This window comes from Diplocloster hominis, from assembly GCF_032380655.1.
GTDB lineage: Bacteria > Bacillota > Clostridia > Lachnospirales > Lachnospiraceae > Diplocloster > Diplocloster hominis.
Map to the genome: position 1 here is coordinate 1 of NZ_JAWDIY010000073.1, position 5,709 is coordinate 5,709.

Genomic DNA, 5,709 nt, shown 5'->3' on the forward strand with positions numbered 1-5,709 from the left:
CCGAGAACAAAGGTGAAGAACATGCGGAAAATGGGAGTGCCGGAAGACTTGGCATGGCAGGCAGGAAACAGCCGGAGAGGTTATTGGTTTACGACGCAAACGGTAGCGGTGAATCTGGCGATGACAAAAGAAAGACTGATAAGCAGCGGCTTTTATGATTTAGCCGCCGCCTATCATTCGGTGCACGTCAACTGTTGAAACCGCCGTGTACCGAACGGTACGCACGGTGGTGTGAGAGGACGGGAGTTAATCACTCCCTCCTACTCGATTTTTTACATCTCTTCGAGGGACCGTTTCTTTTTGATGACAACTTTCTCGTCATAGCAGGTAAACATTTCGTCAACCTTGGCTTGATTCATTTTCGGAGTAACCAGACTGACAATCGGGACAACGAGCAGTCCGGCGATCATGGCGATGGCTCCTGCGTTAATCGGAGAGGATATGTATTTTAAAAACATATTGGACACGGTAATTCCCACTCCTGTGATGAAGCTGGCCCACACAGCAGCACGGGTAACCTTCTTCCAGTACAGGCCGTACAGGAACGGGGCCAGGAAAGCACCGGCCAGAGCCCCCCAGGAGATACCCATAAGCTGCGCGATAAACACGGACGGCCTGAGCGCGATCACGACTGAAACGATGATAAAAAATACAATCAGAATCTGCATGGTAATGATCTGTTTCTTCTCGCTGACTTTTTTAATAAGATTACCGTACAGGAAATCCAGAGCCAGTGTGGAACTGGAAGTCAGCACCAGAGAGGAGAGCGTGGACATGGACGCGGACAGTACCAGCACTACAACGATTCCGATGAGTATATCCGGAAGTGTGGACATCATATACGGAATAATACTGTCATAGACAATTCCTGATTCATTATAGAGGGTCGGATTATCAAAGAGGCGTCCAAACCCTCCCAGGAAATAGCAGCCGCCGGCCACTACGATAGCGAACATGGTAGAGATAACCGTACCGGTATTGATCGCCTTTTCATTTTTGATCGCGTAAAATTTCTGGACCATCTGCGGCAGTCCCCAGGTACCCAGGGAGGTTAAGATGACAACTCCAAGCAGATTGGCCGGATCTGTACCGAAAAAGGAAGTAAAGGCACCCGGCTGCCCAAGTGTCGCCGGGACATCACTTTCAATCAGGGCTAAAGATTTTACCGCTTCCATGAAACCGCCCTGACCGCTTAAAACAGCAGCGATAACAGCCACGATCCCAACCAGCATGATAATCCCCTGAAAGAAGTCATTGATAGCAGTCGCCATATAACCGCCCATTACCACATAAATACCGGTAAAAACCGCCATTACAATGACACAGACCTCATAAGGGATATCGAAAGCCATTCCAAAAAGCCGGGATAACCCATTATAAATCGAAGCGGTATAGGGAACTAAAAAGATAAATACGATCGCAGAGGAAACAATTTTCAAAGGATTGCTGTCAAAGCGTTTCCCAAAAAACTGCGGCATCGTGGCAGCACGCAGCCCCTGGGACATAACCCGGGTCCGGCGGCCCAGAACCACCCAGGCCAGCAGACTTCCCAGAAGGGCATTGCCGATTCCGATCCAGGTAGTGGCCATTCCATATTTCCAACCGAACTGTCCGGCATATCCCACAAACACAACCGCAGAAAAGTAGGATGTACCATAAGCAAACGCGGTGAGCCAGGGACCGACAGAACGTCCCCCCAGTACGAAACCGTCCACACTCCTGGCATGCTGTCTGGAATAGATACCGACGCCGATCATAACCGCGAAAAAGATCAGTAAAAACAAAATTTTGATGAACATTTTTTACCCCCCTGAGATGTTTGAATTTATTTTGACGTTAAAGCGTAACGCTTTAACGCGAAAAAGCAGCTGGTGAAATGATACCAGAAAAGCTCCCGTTTGTCAATCAAAAATAACAATCTTTTCCAATCTCCTGACGATTCACGAGAGGGGACTGGCCCCTCTTAAAAAATGATTGACTTATATCGCCTACAGATGTAATATTTAAGAAATAGCTTTTAAACTACGAATTATTTATAGAAAGGATTCCGTTTCAGAAATACATCCGGAACCAGAAAAAATGATGACAGTTATACATTTTTGAAGTATAATGAGACGGAAAAAGATGGCAGCAATTTTGACATTAATAAATATGGGTATAAGGAGGAACCGGAATGGCAAGAAACCGGAGACACAGGCACAGAAGAAATCGGGTTGGGCTCCTGATTGGAGTGATCATCGGGATACTGGTGGTTGTCGGAATCGTAGTCGGTATGATTCTGTTTTTGAACAAAAAAGATAAGGGGCCGACTCCCGAAGAAGTACTGACCCAGTATATGTCCGATATTAACAGCGGAAATTATGAGGACATGTATCAGCTCCTCTGTGATGAAACCAGGCAAAGAATCACAAAAGAAGATTTTATAGCCAGAAATCAGAATATCTATGAAGGTGTGGAGGCAGCTGACTTAAGTATTCAGATTACGAATGTGGAAGAGCAAAAGGATACCGTGGCGATTAATTATGACACTACCATGGAGACCGTGGCGGGAACGCTTCAGTTTTCCAATACCGCCACATTGATTCGGAACGAAGAAAAGCAGTATCAGATCGATTGGTATTCCCAGATGATTTTCCCGCAGCTACAGGAAGATTACAAAGTTAAAGTAAATACCGCGACAAAGTCCGAGCGTGGAAATATATATGACCGCAATGGAATGGCATTGGCGGAAAAGGGGACTGCATCCTCCATCGGTATCGTCCCCGGCAAGCTGGCGGAACCAAGAGAAGAGACGATCGCGTCCATCGCACAACTGCTGGAGATGGATGCGGAAAAAATAGAGAAAGCGCTGAGCGCCGGTTGGGTGAAGGATGACAGCTTTGTACCGATCCGGACTGTGTCCAAAGATGCGGATGAGTTGAAAGTACAGCTGCTTGAGATTCCCGGCATTAAAATATCGGATACCAGCGAACGTGTCTATCCGTTAAAGGGAGCCGCCGCCCATCTGACCGGTTATGTACAGAATGTGACGGCGGAAGATCTGGAAAAGCTGGAGGGCAAAGGGTATAATGCCAATTCGGTGCTGGGAAAATCCGGGCTTGAGAAAATCTATGAAGATCAGCTGCGCGGGATAGACGGCTGTGAGATCAATATCGTGAATGCGGATGGAGATCAGGTGGTGAATCTGCTGACCCGGGATGCGAAAATGGGAGAGGATGTCAAGCTGACCATCGATTACCGTCTTCAGAAAGCGCTTTATGAGGCGCTGGGTGAGGATTCCGGCTGCGCTGTGGCCATGAATCCGAAAACAGGCGAAGTCCTGGCTCTGGTCAGTACTCCTGCTTTTGATCCCAATGATTTTGTTATGGGTATGACGAACTCGAAATGGACCGCCCTGAATGAGGACCCGGCCCAGCCCCTTTACAATCGTTTCCGTAACACCTGGTGCCCGGGGTCTTCATTCAAACCTGTAACCGCAGCGATCGGGTTGTCCACGGATTCCTTCTCGGCGGATGAGGATTTTGGCCCAAGCGGCCGGAGCTGGCAGGAGGATTCCAGCTGGGGTTCTTATCAGGTTACCACGCTGGAGGAATATGCAGGCGCGGCAAATTTAAGAAACGCACTGGTTTACTCGGATAATATTTATTTTGCCAAAGCGGCACTTAAGATCGGTGAGGATAATTTTAGTAAGACGGCCAAAGCGCTGGGGTTTGGAGAGGATATGCCGTTCCAGTATGGGATGTCCAGTTCCCAAATCACGTCCGGGGAAGGCTTCAAGACGAAAATCCAACTGGCCGACAGCGGTTATGGGCAGGGTGAGGTTCTGGTGAATCCCCTTCATCTGGCGGCTATATATTCGGCCTTTGTCAATCAGGGAAGCATGATATCCCCCACCCTTGAATATCAGGAAGACCCGGCGGGTTCTTTCTGGAAAGAGCAGGCGATACCTGCTCAGGCAGCGGACGTGATCAGAGAGGATTTGGTTCAGGTAGTGGAAGATCCGGAGGGTACCGGACATGAGGCCCGAATCGACGGGCGTGCGATTGCCGGAAAAACCGGCACTGCAGAGATTAAAGCCTCCAAAGATGACACTACCGGGACAGAATTGGGCTGGTTCACCGCATTTACCGCTCAGGATACCGGCCAGCAGCTGATGATCACTATGATGATCGAAGATGTGAAAGACCGGGGCGGCAGCCATTATGTCGTGCCTAAGGTGAAAGCGGCTATGGAAGAAGCTTTTCGCTGGTAATAAGCAAAATGTATCAATGTCTGATTTAATATTTCAGGGCCTGTAAAGGCCCTTTAACGAAATAAGTGAGAATTCTCCCACCTCTGCAGGTGGCGAGATGAATCACCCAAAACAAGATTAACGGCAGTGGTGGGCGGAGAGAAATCGGTATCCCCCACTGACATGAGGTCAAGGCACGCAGCAATAAAAGTCGTATTCTGTGAAATTACCGAGCGTGGATTGAAACAAAGAAAAGTGCTGCTATGAATAAAGCACTACGGGGAATCATGAGCTCATTTTCATGAGCTCATCCAACCCAATCCCATATAGCTGGCAGAGCTGTACAATGTCCCCGAACCGGGGCTCCCGGTTCCCTGTCTCCCAGTTCCCCAGACATTGCCGCGAGACATGTATCCTGTCCGCAGCTTCCTGCTGGGTGAGGCCGGCGGCATGTCTGTACTCAGCTAATATTTTTCCTAGTCTATGCAACATCATCTTTATCTTTCCTTTCTGCACGCAGCCGGAAATCATCCAGAAAGTCTAAGACATCAGCTTTTGATAATATTAACAAAAAAAATATAAGAGTAATTGCGGAACAGCAATATTTCCCGTGTTCTATGTCAAAATAAGAGCGGGGAGAAATATGCAGCAGTTCTGCCATTTGCTCCTGAGTATAGTGATTGTCTGTTCGATATACCAGAATTCGGTCCGTAAGAATGCCTTGAAGCAGCAATTTGTATTGGCGCATCATGCAACCTCCTAAAATTTGTCGAATTTTAGTGAAATTTTAACATACGCTATCAGGGCCATCCATGGGACACACCTCAAATACTAAAAATAAAATATGGAACATTTGTTCATATATGGATATAAAAAATGCCAGTACACAAAGTGCCGGCAATAAGTAAAAAAAGTAGTGCTCATAGCTATAAAATATCGTTAAAATTAATCCTGCAGTATTATAACAAAATAATTATGTACCAATTTGCATTGTCCTTAATATGTATCTTTTCGGCCTTCTGCGTCAGAAACAAATGGTTAGTTCCGCCCAGTGCAGTCCTGCGGAGCGTTTTTTATTTGAGCACTTTCCTATGAAATAAAAAATCGCCCCTTCCAGGACGATTACAAAAATACTTGAAACTTATCTATATATAGTATTCAAAATGGAGCATACGGGACTCGAACCCGTGGCCTCCACACTGCCAGTGTGGCGCGCTCCCAGCTGCGCTAATGCCCCAAACCAAAAACTGAATCCGAAAAAAATTATAACACAAGCAGATGAATTTGGCAATCCCATTTATGCCTTAATTTTATTGTGCTCGAATGAAATTCTAAATTCCACCCTCATGCTGAATTTACTCTTACACTCCTCCCTGTCTCTGTTTTATGATTCTTAGTGTCTCCTATCCGCAGTAGAAAGAGGTACTTATGTCTAAAACTACAATGACAGGGAATCAAAAACATATGACTTTGGACGA

4 protein-coding genes, 1 tRNA gene and 1 pseudogene are annotated in these 5,709 nt (G+C 46.8%); 2 read left to right on the forward strand and 4 right to left on the reverse strand.

Annotated elements, in window-relative coordinates:
• Positions 1-198 (forward strand): annotated as a pseudogene (locus ABC831_RS26190) (hypothetical protein); the annotation flags it as partial.
• Between the two features lie 74 nt (positions 199-272).
• Here ABC831_RS26190 and ABC831_RS26195 read toward each other — a convergent pair.
• Entirely contained in the window at positions 273-1,799 is a 1,527-nt protein-coding gene (locus ABC831_RS26195; RefSeq protein WP_343251026.1) for a sodium:solute symporter family transporter, read from the reverse strand.
• A 374-nt stretch (positions 1,800-2,173) separates the two neighbouring features.
• On the opposite strand from ABC831_RS26195, the gene ABC831_RS26200 reads away from it, so the two are divergent.
• Complete coding sequence (locus ABC831_RS26200; RefSeq protein ID WP_343251027.1) at positions 2,174-4,252, forward strand: penicillin-binding transpeptidase domain-containing protein; 2,079 nt, start codon at positions 2,174-2,176, stop codon at positions 4,250-4,252.
• 264 nt (positions 4,253-4,516) lie between these two features.
• On the opposite strand, the gene ABC831_RS26205 is transcribed toward ABC831_RS26200, so the two are convergent.
• From ABC831_RS26205 to ABC831_RS26215, 3 genes are all read right to left on the reverse strand, one after another.
• Positions 4,517-4,726 (reverse strand): helix-turn-helix transcriptional regulator, encoded by a 210-nt coding sequence (locus tag ABC831_RS26205; protein WP_343251028.1) that lies wholly within the window; start codon positions 4,724-4,726, stop codon positions 4,517-4,519.
• A complete protein-coding gene (locus tag ABC831_RS26210; protein ID WP_343251029.1) occupies positions 4,713-4,979 on the reverse strand; it encodes a helix-turn-helix transcriptional regulator in 267 nt (88 codons plus the stop codon). The genes ABC831_RS26205 and ABC831_RS26210 overlap by 14 nt, the downstream gene beginning before the upstream one ends.
• Positions 4,980-5,395: 416 nt before the next feature.
• A tRNA-Ala gene (locus ABC831_RS26215) sits at positions 5,396-5,468 on the reverse strand.
• Positions 5,469-5,709: the final 241 nt, after the last annotated feature.